Source organism: Vibrio sp. sp1, from assembly GCF_016920955.1.
Lineage (GTDB): Bacteria > Pseudomonadota > Gammaproteobacteria > Enterobacterales > Vibrionaceae > Vibrio > Vibrio alginolyticus.
This window is the reverse complement of the sequence record NZ_CP060590.1, coordinates 926,422-946,405: the sequence shown is the minus strand read 5'-3', so window position 1 is coordinate 946,405 and position 19,984 is coordinate 926,422. Positions and strand designations below refer to the sequence as shown.

The 19,984-nt window shown below is 48.6% G+C and carries 3 protein-coding genes; 2 read left to right on the top strand and 1 reads right to left on the bottom strand.

What is annotated here, in order from left to right; translation table 11 throughout:
- Positions 1-241: 241 nt before the first annotated feature.
- Positions 242-18,058: a tandem-95 repeat protein gene (locus tag H9L11_RS19660; RefSeq protein ID WP_205391110.1), complete on the bottom strand. Its 17,817-nt coding sequence runs from the start codon at positions 18,056-18,058 to the stop codon at positions 242-244.
- Positions 18,059-18,253: 195 nt separating this feature from the next.
- On the opposite strand from H9L11_RS19660, the gene H9L11_RS19655 reads away from it, so the two are divergent.
- Both H9L11_RS19655 and H9L11_RS19650 read left to right on the top strand, forming a co-directional pair.
- Positions 18,254-18,622, top strand: coding sequence for a hypothetical protein (locus tag H9L11_RS19655; RefSeq protein WP_031777210.1), 369 nt, complete (start codon positions 18,254-18,256; stop codon positions 18,620-18,622).
- A 9-nt stretch (positions 18,623-18,631) separates the two neighbouring features.
- On the top strand, positions 18,632-19,981 hold the full coding sequence (locus H9L11_RS19650; protein ID WP_033906830.1) for an HlyD family type I secretion periplasmic adaptor subunit: 1,350 nt from the start codon (positions 18,632-18,634) through the stop codon (positions 19,979-19,981).
- The last annotated feature ends 3 nt before the right edge of the window (positions 19,982-19,984 follow it).

Sequence of the window (19,984 nt, the reverse complement as noted above, 5' to 3'; positions counted from 1 at the left end):
GTCGATTCTTGATTTAGACCCACTAGACCTTTAAATCGCCGCCGCGTCTACAAACCAAGCCATTCTCGCTGAACCTAACATCTCGAAGTTACTTGGGTATAAACTAGCTAAGAATACTTTTTTCAATTTCCAAGTTTTTTTCTACAGCTCATAGAAAGAAGCCCAACAAAAAAGCCATGCAAAGTAGGCTCTGCATGGCTTTGGTTTGGGCAGCAATGACACTGCCCTCGTCTAGGACTGGTTACATTGAGCTTTGATCGAAATCGTTGCCTTGGTCAGTACCCGTTTGAGTATCCGAGTCGAAGCTGCCAGAGTCATCCGTGAAGTCAACACCTTGATCTTGACCTCCCGCACTTGTCCAGTCGCTGCCACCAGATTCCATACCCGCCATATCTGGTTGCTGATCTTGAGCAGAACCTTGCATGGTGTATTGATCATCGACTTCAACTTCAACTGTGCCACTCGCACCTTCTACTGCGCTGCCCAATTCGTCGTAACCTTGGAATTGGATTTCGCTCGTACCTTCGTAACCTTCTGGTAAGTCAACCGATACTGGTTGGTTCAGGTTGCCACTTAATGTGAAGCTGCCATCGCCATTATCCAGCGCGTTACTTACTGATGCACCATCAGGTAGACCGGACATTTCTGCATAATCCACCGATTCGTTACCACTGACCTCATCTGGAACCGAGATAGAAATGGTACCGCCTGGTGCTGCAGTCACATCAGCTGCGCTCTCCTCTTCACTGTCTGCACCGTTTGCTGCTTGCTCTTCAGGCTGTTGCGCTTCACCGACTTGCTGCTCTGATGATGCTTGAGCAGTTTGGATTTGTGGCTCGTCGCTTTGCGCTGAATCGTCCGCAACTTGGATGCTCAGATTCTGAGTCGATACTTCACCGTTGTCGTTGACCTGAACATCCATAGCCAAATTGCCATCGAAGTCATCGTTCGGCCAGTATGTCCACTCTTCATCACCTGATTTCGCAAAGAAACCAGCATCGTTTGCATCGGCGACATCCAACACTTCTGCAGAAGGGCTAATGCCAAGCTCATCAATCAACTGTGCTTCCGTTAGTGTTAGTGAACCATCATCAGCCAGTGCGTAGCCTTCGCTGGTTGTGGTTTCACCTTCACCTTGGATGTCGACATTAAAGAAGCTCTCAATGCGGTTTTCACCGTCAGTTGCAATAAAGCCAACTTGAACATCTCCGGTGTACCCTTCTGCTGGTGTGAATTGGTAGTTACCTTGGTTATCGGCCTCTATCACACCTTGACCTTCCATTAGGCTCACTGACTCAATGCTCAAGCTATCGCCTTCTGCATCGCTCAAGGTAGATAGCATGTCATCATTGGTGAACGACAAGGTGCCATCCGCAGCCATTTCTGTGGTAGAAATGCTGTCGATTTCTGGAGAAACATTATCTTGTGGTGCGTCTTCTTTCACGACCACACCCGTTTGCTCATCATGAAGCACACCGTCTTTATCAATCACGTAAGCGATATCCGCTTCACCCGTAAAGCCTGGTGCTGGATTGAATGTCCATGTGCCATCACCGTTATCGACAATTTCACCTTGGCTGCGATCAGCTAGGTGCACGAATTTCACTTCATCACCCGCGTCAGCGTCTACGTTCTCTGCCAATCCGATTAGGTCATCTGCGGTTAGGATAACTGGCTCACCCGCTAGGGTTTCGAAGTCACCTGAATCGATGCCATCTTCGAACTCTTCTGGCTCGTCACCATAATCCACCGTGGTTGCGGTCACGGTTACGAAGAACTCGCCATTAAAGTCAGCTGGAGGCGTCATTTGCAGGTCTGAAATATCCCACTCGTTCAAGTCGATGTATTGACCCGGTTCCGTAATGGTAATGGTGTTCACACCATCCGTAACTTCGAAGCCAACAGGGAAACCAGTCATCACTAGGTTACTTAGCGTTTCTGAATCGTCGATTAGACCGACATTCAAGCCTAGGTGACCCGTTTCGTCCTCACCGAAGACTAACGGACCATCATGGTCGGTTGTGATGACCGCGCCATCCGCAACAGGGCGAACAAACACTGGTACATCAAGTACCGTCTCAAACTCACCGTCACTCACTACAACTTGCAAGTCAGAAACCCCTGCAAAATCGCCAGTCGGTGTGAATGTCCAAGTACCGTCACCGTTGTCTGTTACCTCACCACCATCTTCACCTTCTGCGGTGATAATGCGTGATACGACTAGGTTTTCAGTATCGATATCGCCGAACAAGTTCATCAGGTCGCCAGCGTCGAAGGTGAATGCGCCATCCTCGTCAGTTGCCATAAAGGCATTACCCACATTGAATGGAGCATCATTGACTGGAATGACATCCACATTCAACGAGCCTTCAACCACTTCTTCACCATCCGTCGCGGTGTAGCCCAGTTCCACCAAACCATTGAAGTCTTGAGTGGTTACCAAGTGGTACATACCATCTGGCTGCTGAGTTAATGTCGCGTTTGCAGGCGCACGAACCGTGATGCTTTCTACGCTGATTTCGTCACCATCAAGATCCGTAACTTGATCAGCGATGTAAGCAGGGTCAATCACCATGACCACATCTTCTTCGCCTTGCATCTGGATGGTTGGCGCTTCTGGTGCATCGTTAACCGCTTCGATGTTTAGATTGCCTTCAACCGGCGTAACTAAATCACCATCGCTGACACCGAACGACATTGGCACATCACCATTGAAGTTCTCTGCCGGAGTGAATGACCAAGTGCCATCACCGTTGTCTAGCAAGTCACCGTATTGCTCATCAATCACTAGGTCGACAGCAGACAGTTCGTCGTAGGTGTTGTCGATGTCTGTTGCGTTAGCAAGCAACATGTCCTGCGTGATAAGAATGGTGGTATCTTCGGTGCCAGCAATATTCACTGGCGTTGATTGCGGCGCATCGTTAATTGGGTTCACCGTTAGGTCGACGCCCACTTCCACGCTCGCACCATCGTTATCAATCAAGTCGAAGCTTAGGTCGATATCGCCATTGAAGTTCGCATCAGGCGTAATCGTAAAGCTACCATCTTGGTTCTCAACAACGGTTGCATTGGCTACCGCGGTTAAGTTCACTGCTTCTAGATTATCGCTGTCGACGTCACCCGCTTGAGCCAGTAACTGCTCTTGACTCAATGTGATTGAACCGTCTTCATCGACGCTGTAAGCCAAGTCGCCAGATACCGGAGCATCGTTGACTGGCAATACATCAATGTTCGCGTTGGTTGTCGCAGTTGCACCGTCTTCATCAGCGACGACTACGTCTAGACTTACGCCACCGTTGAAGTTTTCATTTGGTGCGAAGCTGTAAGTGCCATCGTCATTCGCCGTTAGAATGCCGTCGCTACCACTGTAAGAGACGCTTTCTAGGCTCACGTCGCCTTCCACATCGCTTGATTGCGCTAGCAGTTGCTCTTCCGTGAAGATAATGACTTCGTCTTCATTAACAGAGTAACTTGTCGCACCTGCGATTGGTGGATCGTTCACCTCAAGAACGTTAATACCCGCAGTGGTTGAGTCTGTCGCACCCTCTTCATCGACAACTACAACGTCTAGGCTGACTTCGCCATTGAAGTTCTCGTTTGGCGAGAAGGTGTACGTACCATCGCCATTGTCTTGGAACACACCATCGTTACCACTGTAAGTCACACTACTGATGTCTACGTCGCCTTCAATATCCGACGAATTAGCCAGTAATTGCTCGTCACTGATGGTGATCGAGTTGTCTTCATGAACGGTGTAGGACGTGCTGCCCGCCACCGGAGGATCGTTCTCTGGCGTCACACTCACATCAATGTTGGCAGAGGTCGTATCCGCACCGTCTGACACATCGAACGTAAAGTTCACGTCGCCATTGAAGTTCTCGTTCGGTGCGAAGCTGTATGTGCCATCACCATTGTCGGTTAGGACACCGTCTGCACCTGTGTAAGTCACGCCTTCAACGGTTAGGTCGTCACCTTCTACATCTGTCGCGCCTGTTAACAAGTCAGCATCGGTAAAGGTAAGAAGACCGTCCTCACCCACGGTGAACGCTTGATCTTGTGGCTCTGGAGCGTCATTGACTGGTGTTACCGTTAGATCGAGACCAGCCGCAACCACTTCTTCCCCGTCAGTCACATCGTAGGTGAACTCGATATCACCGTAGAAGTTCTCGCTCGGAGTAATGGTGAAGCTGCCATCCTCGTTCATTTCAACCGTTGCATTTTCATCATTGGTGCTCAGGTTGATTGCGCTTAGGTCGTCACCATCGATATCAACGGCATGCTCAAGTAACTGCTCTTGAGTCAGCGTAATGCTGTTGTCTTCGGCAGTGACTGCAGTGATATCACCCGTCACTTCTGGTGCATCATTGGTTGGCGAGATATGAATTGTCACATCTTGCGTCGCTGTCGCCGTTGTACCTGTATCCACATCCGTAGAGGTTGCGTTCACGGTTAGCGTCACATCGCCATTGAAGTCTGCAGAAGGAATAAACTCTAGCCCTTCTAGCTCGCCCGGTTGTAGTGACCAAGTGCCGTCGCCATTATCGACACCCGCTGATAATGAGCTGCCTTCTGGCACATCTTCAATCAAGATAGCGAGGTTTTCTGAACCATCGGTATCGGTTAACGCTGCATCGATATCAAGCGGCACTGGTGTATCTTCGGTGCCAATGATTTGGTAATCCGCGTCCGCTACCGTGATTTCGATGTTGTCGATACCAAACGATTCATCCCAAGTTGACTGATTCAAGGTTGAACCGAAGCCAAGTTGCAGTTCGCCATCCTCAACAGGAACCGTCAGATTGATTTGGTGAGCTTGGTCGTTCCAACCACTGAAGCCTTCACGTTGAGAGGCTCCGTGGATCACTTCACCCACTTCATTACCGTTAGAATCGTAAAGCGTTGTCGTGCCATCTTGAGTACGGAACGCGGAGTTCTCTAACGTCGTTAGCTGTTCGCCGCCGACAAAGATTTGGAACGACTCGCCATCCCAAGAGTCGATTTCGTAGAAGCTAAACGAGATATTAACTTCGTTGACATCGCTTGGGATCTCGTAGGTTTTGCTGACCGCTTCATCACCGCCAGTGCCACCAATACGACCCAACATGTCGCCCGTTTCGAAGCCTTGTGAACTTTCGGTGTTTGCGTTCCAACCGTTCGAGCCAGACTCGAAGTTATCAGAGGCAATCACCAAGTCTGAAGCAATCGACAGCTCTGGCATATCAACCACAGATTGAACATCAATGTTCGCTTCAGCAGGAACCGTTGCAGTGCCATCGTTGACATCAAACGTCACGTTGACGTTGCCATCGAAGTTTTCGTTTGGTGCGAAGGTGTACGTGCCGTCCCCGTTATCGACTAACGTACCACTGTCAGAAGCAACGTTTTCAACCGTTAGGTTATCACCATCGATATCACCTGCATTTTGCAGCAGTTGCTCTTCGGTAAAGGTGAAGCTGGTGTCTTCTTGCGTGACGAACTGTGGCTGACCAACCGTTGGTAGGTCGTTTACTGGATTCACAGTCAGATCGGCAGTCGCTTGAATGGTCGCATCACCGTCCGTAATGTCGAAGCTCAGATCAATGTCGCCATTGAAGTCAGCATCCGGCGTGATAGTGAAGCTACCATCGTCATTCGCAACAACGGTCGCATTGCCGTCAACAGTCAGGTTGGATGCCGTTAGGTCATCGCCATCCACGTCGCCGGCTTGTGCAAGAAGTTGCTCTTGGCTGAGAGTGATAGAACCATCTTCATCTACGCTGTAGGCCAAATCACCTGATACTGGCGCATCGTTGATTGGCAATACATCGATGTTTGCGTTAGTTGCCGCAGTTGCACCGTCTTCATCAACAACCACAACATCTAGGCTCACATCGCCGTTGAAGTTTTCGTTTGGTGCGAAGCTGAATGTACCATCGCCGTTATCGGTAAAGATACCGTCGGAGCCGCTGTAGCTGACGCTATCAATCGCGACATCACCTTCAACGTCAGAAGCATTCGCCAATAGCTGCTCAGAGCTGATGGTGATGACTTCGTCTTCGTTGACTGAGTAGCTGGTCGCGCCGGCGATTGGTGTATCGTTCACCTCAAGTACCGTAATACCTGCGGTGGTTGAATCCGTCGCACCGTCTTCATCGACAACCACAACGTCAAGGCTCACTTCACCATTGAAGTTCTCGTTTGGCGAGAAGGTGTAAGTGCCGTCACCATTGTCTTGGAACACGCCATCTGGGCCACTGTAGCTCACGCTGTCGATTGCTACTTCGCCTTCGACATCAGATGAGTTAGCCAATAACTGCTCGTTGCTGATGGTGATCGAATTGTCTTCATGCACCGTGTAAGACGTGCTGCCTGCCACTGGTGGATCATTCTCTGGCGTCACGCTTACATCGATATTTGCGGTCACGGTATCCGTGCCATCAGAAACATCGAAGATAAAGTTCACGTCGCCATTGAAGTTTTCGTTTGGCGCGAAGCTGTAAGTGCCATCACCATTGTCGGTTAGGACACCATCTGCGCCAGTGTAAGACACACTTTCTACCGATAGGTCATCGCCATCGATATCCGTTGCGCCATCAAGCAGATCTTCATCAGTGAACAGCAAGACGCCATCTTCGCCAATAGTGAACGCTTGATCTTCTGGCTGTGGTAGGTCGTTAACTGGATTAACCGTTAGGTCAGCCGTTGCAACAATAGTGTCGGTGCCATCGTTGATATCGAACGTGATATCAATGTCACCGTTAAAGTTCGCATCTGGCGTAATGGTAAAGCTGCCATCATCGTTTGCCGTGACCGTTGCATCACCGTCAGCCACTAGGTTAGTCGCGGTTAGCGCGTCCCCTTCTACATCCGATGCTTGAGCAAGAAGCTGCTCTTGGCTTAGCGTAATTGAATTGTCTTCATCGACACTGTAAGCCAAGTTGCCCGATACTGGTGCATCGTTGATTGGCAATACATCGATGTTTGCGTTAGTTGCCGCAGTTGCACCGTCTTCATCAACAACCACAACATCTAGGCTCACATCGCCATCAAAGTTGGCGTTTGGTGCGAAGCTGAATGTACCGTCACCGTTATCGGTAAAGATACCGTCGGAACCGCTGTAGCTGACGCTATCAATCGCAACTTCACCTTCAACGTCAGAAGCGTTCGCCAATAACTGCTCAGAGCTAATGGTGATGACTTCGTCTTCGTTCACTGAGTAGCTGGTCGCGCCTGCAATTGGTGGATCGTTCACCTCAAGTACCGTGATACCTGCGGTAGTTGAATCCGTCGCACCGTCTTCATCGACCACGACAACGTCTAGGCTCACTTCGCCATTGAAGTTCTCGTTTGGCGAGAAGGTGTACGTACCGTCACCATTGTCTTGGAACACACCATCTGTGCCGCTGTAGCTAACGCTATCAACCGCGACATCTCCTTCGACGTCTGATGAATTCGCCAGTAACTGCTCGTCACTAATGGTGATCGAGTTGTCTTCATGCACTGTGTAAGACGTGCTGCCTGCCACCGGTGGATCGTTCTCTGGCGTAACACTCACATCGATATTCGCGGTCACGGTATCCGTGCCATCAGAAACATCGAAGGTGAAGTTCACGTCGCCATTGAAGTTTTCGTTTGGAGCGAAGCTGTATGTGCCGTCACCGTTGTCGGTTAGGACACCGTCCGCGCCAGTGTAAGTGACGCCCTCTACCGATAGGTCATCGCCATCGATGTCCGTTGCACCATCAAGCAGGTCTTGATCAGTGAAGGTCAACACGCCATCTTCACCAATGGTGAACGCTTGATCTTCTGGCTGCGGCAAATCATTAACTGGGTTAACGGTTAGGTCCGCCGTTGCAACAATAGTGTCGCTGCCGTCGTTGATATCGAACGTGATATCAATGTCGCCATTAAAGTTCGCATCTGGCGTGATAGTGAAGCTACCATCGTCGTTTGCCGTAACTGTTGCATCACCGTCAACCACTAGGTTAGACGCACTCAGCGCATCACCTTCTACATCCGATGCTTGAGCAAGAAGCTGCTCTTGGCTCAGTGTGATTGAGTTGTCTTCGTCGACGCTGTACGCCAAGTTACCCGAAACTGGTGCATCATTGATTGGCAATACATCAACAGTGATGTAAGTATCGACCTCTGCGCCATCTTCATCGCGAATGGTCACATCCAACTGTACTTGACCGTTGAAGTTTTCATTCGGTGCAAAGCTACAAGTACCATCACCGTTTACTGAGAAGATGCCATCTGGACCGTCGTAGCTGATGCCTACTAGCTCAACATCACCTTCAACATCCGAAGCATTCAGTAGCACTTGCGACTCACTAAAGGTCAGAACTTGGTCTTCATCGATAGTGTATGCAGTAGGACCTGCGATTGGTGGGTCATTTACCTCAATCACAGTAATGCCAGCAGTAGTAGAGTCCGTTGCACCCTCTTCATCGACTACGACAACATCTAGGCTCACCTCGCCACTGAAGTTCTCGTTTGGTGAGAAGGTGTAAGTACCATCACCGTTGATTTCCAGCACACCATCGTTACCGCTGTAGCTCACACTATCAATCAATACATCGCCTTCAATATCCGATGAGTTCGCTAATAACTGCTCGTCACTGATGGTAATCGAATTGTCTTCATGAACGGTGTAAGCCGTACTGCCAGCCACCGGTGGATCGTTCTCTGGCGTCACTGTTACATCGATATTTGCCGTCACGGTATCCGTGCCATCGGAAACATCGAAAGTGAAGTTCACGTCGCCATTGAAGTTCTCGTTTGGTGCGAAGCTGTATGTGCCATCGCCATTGTCAGTAAGAACACCGTCTGCGCCTGTGTAAGTGATGCCCTCAACAGATAAGTCATCCCCTTCAATATCGGTAGCGCCTGTTAGCAGATCCACATCAGTAAAGGTCAGCACACCATCTTCACCAACAGTGAACGCTTGATCTTGTGGTTCAGGCGCATCATTAACTGGTGACACCAATAACTCAAGGTTGGTAGAGACAACATCATCGCCGTCCGACACATCGAACGTAAAGGTGATATCACCATTAAAGTCCGCATCTGGCGTTAAGGTGTAAGTACCGTCGCCATTGTCTGTGATGGTGATGTTTTCATCATCCGTTGCCAAGTTCAGTGCTGTCAGTTGGTCTCCATCCAAGTCACGCGCATTAGCAAGCAAATCTTCTTGCGTAATTAGGATTGAGCCATCTTCTTCAACCATCGCTGAAACAGGCAATGCTTCAGGTGCATGTTCAATGTGAGCACCTGTTGCATTGACGTAGATGGTTTGAGAAACGGTTTCAGAATCATTATTTGATAGCTCTGTTGCCGTTGCCGTTACATTGATTTCTAGCTGTTGGTTAAAGTCTTCTGGCAATTGAATCTGTAGCTCTTGTTCAATTGCCGTGGTTGGAAGCGTTACAGAACCATCTGGTCCTACTGTTACTTCACCGCTGTAGATCTGGCTGTTCACTTCACCGACATCAATAGTGAAGTTGAAGTCGGTGTAATCGGCATCGCCGCCACCGTAAAGATCTTCAAAGCCGTAAACCAGTTCACCGTCTTCGTTCACGGTAGTTCGGGTATGTTCAATGCCATCTTGGTTGAGCTCTGAGCTTGAACCACCATGGAAGACTGCATCACCGAATTGGCTTTGAATCACGGTTTCAGAACCATCAGCGCCAACAAACACGAGTTGTGGGTCAACTGTATCCATGTTCGCAGGAGAGCCATCTGCTGCACGGAACTCGTACTGACCATCTTGCATGGACGCAAAGTCATTGAAGTTGTGACCGTTAGGAATCAAGAATAGGTTGAAGCTTTCCCCTTCCGAGATTTGGAAGCTGAACTGATCTTGTCCCGGAACGAGGTCACCGCCGCCGCCAACTTGAGAGGCGTTTTCGTACACCACTTCAACGCCCGTGATGTTGCCATCTTCATCGACTTTGTAGTAACCCGCTGTGTTTTGGTAACCCGCGGTTTCACCTTCAAACGTAACCGTGATTTCAGTATCGTTGAAACTGGTGATACCGTTGTCTTGATCGTTAAGCACCCCTTCGTTGTCGTAGCTGATCACCGAACCTTCAGGAACACCATCCACGGTCACAGTCAGCGTTTCTGACAAGTCTTGGTCAACCAATGCTGCGGCAATGTTCACTTCAACAATACCGCCTGGCTCAACCAAGATCGCTTGGTCATCCACGTTTCGACCGTCGCCATCAGTGATGACTAGGTCTGGCGCATCTGCCACGGCTTCGATATGGACATTAATGTCTTGCTCAACTTCATCAGTACCGTCAGAAACAGTAAAGCTGAATTGCAAGTCACCACTGAAGTGCTCTTCTGGTACGAAGCTAAATGTACCGTCACCGTTGTCCGTTACAGTACCTTCATCACCCGAGTAGTTAATGCTGGTAACGGTGAGGTCATCACCATCAATATCAATCGCACCACTCAGAAGATCTTCTTGCGTGAAGAGGATGCTGCCATCCTCTTCAATGTGGTACATGCCAGGCGCAACAATTGGAATGTCATTGACTGGGTTCACCGTCAATGTCATTTCATTGGCAACACTCAATTCACCATCGCTCACTTCATAAGTAAACTCGATGTCCCCATTGAAGTGCTGTGAAGGTGTAACGGTAAAGGTGCCGTCGCCGTTGTCCACGATAGAGGCATTCGGATCATTGGTTTCTAGTGCCGTTGCGTATAGGTCATCACCATCTTGATCGCTGGCGTTTTCAAGCAGCATTTCTTGTGTCACGAGGATAGAGCCATCCTCGTCCACGTCTGCCACGATTGGTGCTGCTTCTGGTGCGTCGTTGACGAACTCAACTTTCAAGTCGATGTTTGCCGCCACCACATCGGTGCCATCGCTCACATCAAACGTGAGGTCAACATTACCAAAGAAGCCCTGCTCTGGCGTTAACGTGTAAGTGCCATCGCCATTGTCTGTCACTTGAACCGTGTCGCTTAAACTCGTCACGTTCACAACAGATAAATCATCGCCTTCGATGTCCGTCGCTTGAGCCAGCAGCTCTGCTTCAGTAATCGTGATAGCTTCGCCGTCTTCTGTGGTAAAGGACAAATCAGGCACGTCTGGCAGGTCGTTCACTGGGTTAACGGTGAGGTTTAGATCCGCAGCGACGGTTTCAATCGCGTCCGTTACGTCATAAGTAAATTCAATTTCACCAAAGAAGTTTTCGCTCGGTGTAATCGTGAAGCTACCATCAGCGTTCTCAACGATGGTTGCATTAGGATCGTTGGTCGACAGGTTCACCGCTTCAAGGTTGTCACCATCCACGTCCGTCGCGTTCGCTAACAAGTCTTCTTGAGTGATGGTAATTGAGCCATCTTCATCGACGACCGCATCAACCGGACCGCTGACCTCTGGACCTTCGTTGACGATCTCAACATCGATCTTCGCAGTGCTTGGTGCACTTGCTTGACCGTCGCTGATGTCGAAGGTCAGGTTCACTTCACCGTAGAAGTTCGAAGTTGGTTCGAAAGTAAAGGTGTTGTCGCCGTTATCTGTCAACGTACCTTGTGACTGGTCAACAAGCAGTAGATTCTCGATATGCAGAATGTCGCCATCCACATCGGTCGCACCTGATAACAGGTCTTTTGCTTCGATGATGATGGTGCCGTTTTCTAGCATTTGAGTATGCAGCGGTGCACCAGGAACTGGCACATCGTTGACCGGAATAACGGTCAGATCTAGATGAGTATCGACTTCATCGGTGCCATCGAAGACTTTGTAGTCGATGTCGACTTCACCATTGAAGTTTTCATTCGGCATAAAGGTGTAAGTGCCGTCGCCATTGTCGACAAGCTCACCGTTATCACCGCTGTAAGAGATATCAGAGATAGACAGCGCATCGCCTTCCACGTCACTTGCATTCGCAAGCAGGTCGTCCGCGCTAAACGTAATGCCCACATCCTCATCAGTCGACAATACAATCGGACCAGAAACGATTGGCGCATCGTTTACTGCTTCGAAGTTGATGTTGATGATGTTGTCGTCAGTGAGTTCACCATCTGTAACTTGGTAACCAAGCTCAATCTCACCGTAGAAGTTCTCATCTGGTGTGACTGTCCATGTACCATCGCCGTTGTCAGTTAACGTAGCGTGCTCCGCGTTATCCCCCACCAGCTCTAGGTTTTGAATATCAAGAACATCGCTATCGATATCACTCGCTTGTGCGAGAAGCTGCTCTTCTGTGATAACCACAGAGGCAAACTGCGTAGAACCTTCGGTATCAATGGTCACATTTGGTAGATCAGCAGTCAGTTCGATTTCACTATCACCTTCACGGATATTCAGTTCTACCGTTTCAGTGATTTCCGTGCCGTCCACGCCAATAGATGTGAACACCGCTTCATCATGACAAGTTTGCGAAACCGTCATGTTTTGAACCACGTAAGTACCGTTACCTTGAATCGTACCTAGCTCAAAGTAAGATACAGGCTCGTTCACCGTTAGGGTGTAATCCGTCTCATAGCTACCACGATCTTCTTTGTGGTAAGTCATCGAGTCGATCAAGTCTCCATCGGAGTTGAATGCGCGAATTTCGACTTCCGTAAAGTGGCGAGACTCCTCCATAAACCAGCCGCCTAGACCATCTAGGTGGAAGCTGATTTCGTTGATGTCTTGACCTTCAACGGTCACAGTTAGTTTTTCATCACCGCTCAAGCCTTGGCGGTCAGTATCGCCAATACCGTGACCGATGTGTGTTTTACCATTCCACGCACCGAGTGGGTCATCATTACTTTGAACGGTAACTTTCAAATCGCCATCGACAAACTCACGTGTGTAAGGGTCAACAGCAGTACCCCAATCATCAAGGCTGGCGTTGTCGTCAAAGGTACCAATTTGACTCGTATGCGTACCGTTCGCCAATGCATCATCATTTGGAATGAAGCGCACTTCCGTGTCTGCAGGCACCTCCTGCCCGACTTCTAGCTGTACCCATTCGTCATTTAGATTTGCTTCAATGATGCCGTTTTCAGGGGCTTGGTCGAGACGTAACGCAGGCTCTTCACGCAGAGAAACACCCACTGTTTGGTCTTCTTCTGCGTGAATAAAGATCTCGTCGCCCGCTTCTGGCGCATCGTTGACAGGATTAACGGTCAGATCCAACGTGGTCAGAACATCATTTTCGCCATCGCTGATGTTATAAGTGAAGTCCAACTCACCGTTGAAGTTTTCCGTATGCGTAATCGTGAATGAACCATCATCGTTGGCTACGATCGTCGCATCCGGGTCATTGGTTTGTAGATTGCTGGCAACAAGGTCATCACCTTCAATGTCTGTCGCATTAGCAAGCAATTGTTCTTGCGTGATGGTGATGGCGTTATCTTCATCCACTTCAGCTTGAATGCCTGACGTTTCAGGTGCGTCGTTCACCGCGATAACATCGATGCCTGCGGTTGTTGTATCCGTTGCACCATCTTGGTCGATAACCGTAACGTCGAGCGAAATGTTACCGTCAAAGTTCTCATTTGGCGTGAAGGTATATGTGCCGTCGCCATTGTCCACGAAGCTACCGTCGTTACCAGAGTAGCTAACATTCGCCAAGGCTACATCGCCTTCCACATCAGAAGAGTTAGCTAACAACTGCTCGTCACTAATGGTGATTTGACCGTCTTCTTGAACCGTGTAAGACGTAGAACCGGCAACCGGTGGATCGTTCACTGGTGTCACGCTGACATCAATGAATGCTGGTGTTGAACCTGTGCCGTCAGACACATCGAATGTGAACTGAACATCACCGTTGAAGTTCTCATTCGGCGCGAAGCTGTAAGTGCCATCACCATTATCGGTAAGCACGCCGTCCGCACCTGTGTAGAGAACATTTTCGATAGACAGATCATCGCCGTCAATATCCGATGCGCCTTCCAATAGGTCTGCATCCGTGAAAAGCAAGGTGCCGTCTTCTTCTACCGTGAACTGTTGATCTTGCGCTTGTGGCAAGTCATTCACAGGATTAACCGTAATATCCAGACCAACTTGTACCGAGCCGCCATCGTTATCAATGATATCGAAGGTCAGATCTAGGTCACCGTTGTAGTTTTCATCCGGTGTGATGGTGTAGCTGCCATCATCGTTGTATTGAATCGTCGCGTTGTCATCTGTCGATAGATTGATGGCTTCAAGGTTCTCGCTATCAATATCGCCCGCTTTGGCAAGCAGCTGCTCTTGGCTTAGCGTGATTGAGCTGTCTTCGTTGATGGTGTAAGCCAAATCACCCGATACTGGTGGATCGTTGATTGGCAATACGTCGACATTGATGTGCGTATCAACGGTTGCCCCATTTTCATCTTGAATGGTCACATCCAACTGAACTTGACCATTGAAGTTCTCGTTTGGTGCAAAGCTGCAAGTACCATCACCATTGACGGTAAAGATACCATCCGAGCCTTCATAGCTGATGCCAACAAGCTCTACATCGCCCTCAATATCAGATGCGTTGGCAAGAATTTGTGACTCACTGAATGTCAGTACTGAATCTTCATCAATCGTGTAAGACGTTGGACCGGCAACTGGAGGATCATTCACTTCAATGACGGTAATGCCTGCGGTCGTTTCGTCAATCGCACCTTGCTCATCCGCCACAATCACATCAAGGCTGATATCACCACTGAAGTTCTCATTCGGCATGAAGGTGTAAGTACCGTCACCGTTGTCTTGGAATACGCCATCGGTGCCTGAATAGGTCACGCTATCGATGGACACCGCGCCTTCCACATCCGAAGAGTTAGCCAGAAGCTGCTCGTCGGAAATCGTAATCGCATTATCTTCATCAACCGTGTAAGACGTTGAACCCGCAACCGGAGGATCGTTCACTGGAGTGACGCTCACATCCACATTGGCAGGTACGGTCTCAGTGCCGTCAGAAACACCAAAGCTAAAGCTGACATCGCCGTTGAAGTTTTCGTTTGGTGCAAAGGTGTAAGTACCATCGCCGTGGTCAGTCAGCACACCATCGCTGCCTGTGTAGCTAATGCCATCAACCGTTAAGTTATCGCCATCGATGTCGGTCGCCCCTGCAAGCAGGTCTGCGTCAGTAAACTGAAGCGTGCCGTCTTCATCAACACTGTAAGCCAAATCACCCGATACTGGCGCATCATTGATTGGCAATACATTCACATTGATGACGGTATCAACTTCTGCTCCATCTTCATCTCGAATGGTGACATCAAGTTGAACTTGTCCGTTAAAGTTCTCGTTTGGCGCGAAGCTGCACGTGCCATCATCGTTAACGGTGAAAATGCCATCCGGCCCATCGTAACTAATGCCAACAAGCTCTACATCGCCTTCCACATCAGAGGCATTCAACAGCACTTGCGACTCACTAAACGTCAGAACTGAATCTTCATCAATAGTGTAAGAAGTTGGTCCAGCGACTGGTGGATCGTTCACTTCCAGTACTGTAATGCCAGCAGTGGTGACATCCGTTGCGCCTTCTTCATCAGCGACGACAACATCAAGCGTCACTTCACCATTAAAGTTTTCATTTGGAGAGAAGGTGTACGTACCGTCACCATTGATTTGCAACACACCATCGCTGCCAGAGTAGCTCACGCTATCAATCGATACATCCCCTTCTAAATCCGAAGAGTTTGCCAACAGTTGCGCGTCAGAAATGGTAATAGAGTTGTCTTCGTGAACCGTGTAAGACGTTGAACCAGCCACAGGAGGATCATTCACCGGCGTAACGCTCACATCCACATTCGCTGAAACTGTATCTGTGCCATCAGATACGTCGAAGCTGAAGTTTACATCACCGTTGAAGTTCTCATTTGGCGCAAAGCTATACGTGCCATCGCCATTGTCAGTTAGAACGCCGTCGGTTCCTTCGTAGCTGATTCCCGTTACAGAAAGGTCATCGCCTTCAATGTCGGTCGCACCTGCAAGCAGATCCGCATCGGTAAATTGTAGCGTGCCGTCCTCTTCCACACTGAATTGTTGGTCTTGAGGAACAGGCAGATCGTTGATTGGATTAACGGTTAGGTCAGCGGTTGCTTGAACGGTATTCGTGCCATCTGAAATATCAAAGCTAATGTCGATATCACCGTTGAAATCTGCGTCCGGCGTGATGGTGAAGCTACCATCGTCATTTTGAGTCACCGTCGCGTTGCCATCTACCGAAAGGTTAGAAGCCGTCAGTGCATCGCCTTCCACGTCAGAAGCTTGCGACAACAACTGTTCTTGGCTCAAACGAATCGAGCCATCTTCATCCACTGAGTAAGCAAGATTGCCAGATACTGGCGCATCATCAACTGGCGTAACGTTAACATCAATGTTGGCAGAAACCGTATCTGTGCCATCGGACACATCAAAGCTAAAGTTCACATCGCCATTGAAGTTTTCATTTGGCGCAAAAGTGTAGGTCCCATTACCGTTGTCGGTCAGGATGCCGTCACCACCGTCGTAGCTTACGCCCTCAACCGTTAGGTTATCGCCTTCAATATCCGTTGCACCACTGAGCAGGTCTGCGTCCGTAAAGATCAGCGTGCCATCTTCTTCCACGCTGAACTGTTGGTCTTGAGGAACAGGCAGATCGTTGATTGGATTAACGGTTAGGTCAGCGGTTGCTTGAACGGTATTCGTGCCATCTGAGATATCAAAGCTGATGTCGATATCACCATTAAAATCTGCGTCCGGCGTGATGGTGAAGCTACCATCGTCATTTTGAGTTACCGTCGCGTTGCCATCTACCGAAAGATTAGATGCCGTCAGTGCATCGCCTTCCACATCGGAAGCTTGCGACAACAACTGCTCTTGGCTCAAACGAATCGAGCCATCTTCATCCACCGAGTATGCAAGATTGCCAGATACTGGTGCATCGTCGACTGGCGTAACGCTTACATCAATGTTGGCAGAAACCGTATCCGTGCCGTCGGACACATCAAAGCTAAAGTTCACATCGCCATTGAAGTTTTCATTTGGCGCAAAAGTGTAAGTCCCATTACCGTTGTCGGTCAGGATGCCGTCGCCACCGTCGTAGCTTACGCCCTCAACTGTTAGGTTATCGCCTTCAATATCCGTTGCACCAGCAAGCAGGTCAGCATCGGTGAAGATCAGCGTGCCGTCTTCTTCCACCTCAAAGGTTTTATCTTCAGGCACTGGTGCGTCATTGATTGGACGAACAGTTAAATCAATCGAGCTAGAAATGGTTTCTTGACCATCACTGATATCAAACGTTAAGCCGAGTTCACCATTAAAATCAGTATCAGGTGTGACGGTATAAGTGCCATCACCATTATCCACAACCGATGCATTAGCACCCACTTGCACGTTGAATGCGGCAAGATCATCGCCATCAACATCACTCGCGTATCCGAGAAGTTGTTCTTGAGTGAAGGTAATAGTGCCATCTTCATCCATGATGTATGCCAGATCTTGCCCTACTTCTGGCGCGTCATTTTCACCTTCGACTTTAATCTGGAACGTTTCGCTCGTAGTTTCGGAGTCGAAATCGTCTTCTACTTGCGTCGTGGTTTCTTCGCTGGTGTCTTGTACATCCACCGCGAAGCTCTCTTCAGTGGTTTCTGAATCTAGCTCGTCACCACCTTGAGAACCTTCAGAGTCTGAAGACGCACTTGGCGCAGATGAAGTTTGTGCCGCTTGTCCTTGCGCTTCATTGCCTTCTGCGTCCGAACCACCTTCAGAGCCAGAGGCATCACCACCACCGACCGCTTGGGCACCCGCCCCAGAATCCGAACCACCGCTGCCCAGAGCCTCGTCACCTGATTCTCCGCTAGAAGCTACACTATCAACAACATTGGATTGTGCAGCGTCAGAGTCGCTGCTACTTTCAGTATCCTCTTCTTGAACTGCGCCACCCGAGCTCACTGCTTCTTCTTCCGTACCCGCGCCACTAGGATTTTCTTCCATCGCACGATTGGCTTCATCAACAGCATCTGCACTTTCAGCACCGGTCGCTACAGTCGAAGAGACGGTCGACTGCTGTTTTTCTTCTTTTGTCCCCGTATCCTTCGTTTCTGTTTGCTCTACCGCATCGTTAAGCTTTTCATTGTCTTTTTCTTGATTAGTGTCGCCTGCCATTACAGCCTCCGTTGCTTTTAGCTAACTGATCGTATTTAGAGGCAGTAAAGGACACCATTTTTAGAAACCAACTTTTTTATACAACTTTTTTATACAACTTTTTTCATACCTTTCGAGTTCCATAAAAACAAAAAAATTTGAAAACCCAGTATAAAGATCCTTACTTGTTGTCATTAAAGCAATTAGTGCGGTGGGATAATGATAAATATGACAAATCTGTTGCGCTCAGTCGACAACAGCCATAAAGGGCTGCAATTGCTATTAGGCGATTTTTACCAAGATTTCAGTGACGCAGGGATTGATATTGAGATGCTGCATAAACAAAACCGTTTTGAAGCACTCAGATGTTATTCAAAAAGACTAAAGACCATTCTCGTCTTGTTATGTGATGACGACTTACCACCAAAATTGGCAAAACTTGAACACTTAAATAAACACCATTTCCCTGCTCCTAATGAATTGATTGAGGACGTTAAAACCGAGCTTAACAACGTAAACAAACAAATTAGCCAGCTGTTAAAAATCGAAAATTCAATCGATAGCCGCACAGGTAGTGAATCATAGGGGTGGCTCATGAGTAATAAGCAAATAGAACATCACCTCAAAAAGGCGCTTGTTTCGAACAACGAAGCTTCGAAGGTAACAGCAGACGATACAATCGTGCTAGCCAGTGCAATGACCAGCGTACACAAAACCTTGCTGGTTATCTTTTTGCTTTCCATGGTGGCTATCGCCGTGGCATCTCAGGCTCGTATCGACATTGTGGTGTCGGTGCGCGGTGAGCTATTGCTCGAATCTGACATCGAAAAAGTGCAACACCTTGAAGGCGGTATTCTAGAAGAAATGCTAGTGCGCAAAGGCGAAGTGGTTTATGAAGGTCAGCCTATTGCACGCCTTCGCTCTCTGGATAGAAACACTCAACTTGATACGGTAAACACAGAGATCATTCAGCTTGAGCTAGACAAGATTCGTTACGAAAGCCTGCGCGATATGGTGGAACCCGATTTTTCTGCCTACATCGAAAAGTACCCAGAATTAGTGCAAGTCAACATGAATACCTGGCAGCAAGAATTTTCTAAAAACCGTTCCAATGAAGAGTTGATCACTCACGATATCCAACATAAGAATTCGCTTATTGATTCAATGCTCAAGCGCCGTAAAAGCTCCGAGAATCAACTTTCTTTGATTCGCAAGCAGCTCAATATCAAGAACACCTTGTACAAAGAAGAAATGGCATCTTATGTCGATGTTCTGAATATGCAGGTTCAAGAGTCAAACATGGTGCGTGAGATTGAAAATCTCGATGAGTCGGTCATGAATGAGCGCTTCCAACTCGACAAACTAGAGAAGCAGTACCGAGACTTGGTGGAGAATCGTAATGCCGAGTATCAAGCACAAATCATTCAAGCAAACAAGGACTTAAAGTTGAAACGTATATTACGTCCTCAACACTCAGATAAAGTGGATCGCCTCGTGGTTTACGCCCCTATTGACGGTGTAGTAGATAAAGTGCACTTCAACTTCCGCTCCGCTGTGATACCGCCAGGTGAAAGCATCGCGGACATTGCACCGATCAATAACGCCCTTCATGGAGAGGCGAAGATCCCGCGTAAAGACATGGGTTTTGTAGAAATCGGACAAGCGGTCAAAGTGAAGATGGATACCTACAACTTTGCCAAATACGGATTTTTGGAAGGTCGAATTGCATCGATCAGCCGTTCTTCTTATGAAGAAGAAGACGCTGAATTCTACCTCGCGGAAATCCAAATCAGTCAAAACTATCTAGAGCGCGGAGGCACACAATACAAGCTGTCCCCTTATATGGAGTTTACCGCAGACGTGAAAACAGGTTCACGCCGGGTTATCGAATACGCAGCGAAGCCGGTTATGTCGGCTATCGAAGACGCATTCGATGAGAGGTGATGG

Coding starts and splice junctions, on each gene's coding strand:
- H9L11_RS19660 (WP_205391110.1), bottom strand. CDS start 18,058: ATGGCAGGCGACACTAATCAAGAAAAAGACAATGAAAAGCTTAACGAT.
- H9L11_RS19650 (WP_033906830.1), top strand. CDS start 18,632: ATGAGTAATAAGCAAATAGAACATCACCTCAAAAAGGCGCTTGTTTCG.